The organism is Lentzea aerocolonigenes (assembly GCF_000955955.1).
Taxonomy (GTDB): Bacteria; Actinomycetota; Actinomycetes; order Mycobacteriales; family Pseudonocardiaceae; genus Lentzea; species Lentzea aerocolonigenes_A.
Genome location: NZ_JYJG01000105.1, coordinates 1 through 1,427, shown reverse-complemented (window position 1 = coordinate 1,427; position 1,427 = coordinate 1). Strand labels below are relative to the sequence as shown.

Here is a 1,427-nt window from a genome sequence, read left to right as displayed (position 1 = left end):
CCGCCGTAGTTGCGCACCATGCCACGGCCGGAGAACGCGTTGATCTGGTAGTCGGCGTTGAGCGCACGCGAGGTGAGCGCGCCGAAGCTGAGGTCTGCGTTGGTGTTGCGGTCGACGCCGCCGTTGGTGGAGCAGTCGCGGGTCGTGGACATGTTGCCGTAGCCCGCGGTCAGCGAGTCGCCGATGAACTCGATCTGCCGGGTCCGGGCGACGGGCTTGCTCAGCACCGCGCCACCGGACCCGGCCACGAAGCCGACGAACTCGCCGACCGCCCAGGGGCTCTCGGAGCGCTTGGCCAGCCGGACGCGGTGCTCGGCGTTGCTCAGGTTGCGCACCCAGTAGGTGGTGCGGCCCGGTTTGGTGAGCGTCGAAACGGTTCGACCGTCGATCTGCACGTCGTAGTAGTTCGTCGAATCGTTTAGTGAGATGCCGACGCTCGTACCGCGGAACCTGCCCTCGAAGTAGACGCCGGGCCAGGTGTACTGGACCTGTTTGGTCACCCGGCCCGCGGTGTGCGCCTGGTCCAGGGCACCTGGCGCGGACACCGCCGCGGAGCCACCGCTGAGCGTGACGAGAGCGGCGACCAGGACAGCTGCTGCGGTTACCCGGCTCATGCGATCGCTCCCGTCACAGTGCTGCCCGACTTGGTCACGTAGTAGGTCACCTTCGTACCGCTCCAGTAGTGGAACGTGAGCGTGACCCGTGCATTGTCCCTGACGGCGCTGAAGAACTCCGCCCTCAGCAGGGTCGCACCGCTCGAATAGTCAGGCGCGAACGTCCGGTCGAACTCCTTGAACGACGTCCAGTCCTGCGGTCCGGCGTTGGCGCCGTCGTCGTACTTCGCCTCCATCGTGGCGAGCTGGTCGCCGCGGAACGTCGTCGGGATCGCGAACGATGTCGTTGTCCCGCTGGAGTTCGACAGCACCGGGGTGTCGTAGGTGAGCACGTAGAACTTCCACGGCACGCCTCGCGAGAAACGCGCTGTCAGCACCGCGTTCGTGCCGTACTCGCGCGATCCGCTCAGCCTCGTCACGGTCCCCGCGGTGAGCGTGAGCTCGTTCCCGTCGACCGCGTAGTCCCGGCCGCGCACCAACGCCTTGTCGCCGTGCCACAGCCCGAGGAACGACGTCCCGTTGAGGTTCAGGTTGATCGTCTTGGCGGTGATGGCACTGGACCGGGCGCTGAAGATCTGGTCGCTGTACGCGGACCCGGAGCGGGTCGTCCAGCTCGATCTGATCTGCGCGAAGAGCTCGGGATCCTGCCACTGGAACGACGTGCGGCCGAAGTGCTGGCCGTTGTCCCACAGCATCGTGGTGATCTTCTTGGCGCGGGCGTGGTAACCGAGGTGCTCGAAGAACTTCAGCTTCTCGCCCTGCTCGATGGTGCCCGTGTGGCGGTCGAAGCCGAGCAGGCCGTACTCGCCGAGG

At 66.6% G+C, this 1,427-nt stretch carries 1 protein-coding gene and 1 pseudogene; both read right to left on the bottom strand.

The annotated features are described in order from the left end of the window. Nucleotides 1-614: pseudogene (locus UK23_RS16975) on the bottom strand (hypothetical protein); the annotation flags it as partial. Continuing rightward, the coding region (locus tag UK23_RS16970) for a X2-like carbohydrate binding domain-containing protein (protein WP_045312514.1) at nt 611-1,427 on the bottom strand (817 nt) is incomplete at its 5' end. The gene UK23_RS16970 and the pseudogene UK23_RS16975, both read right to left, overlap by 4 nt.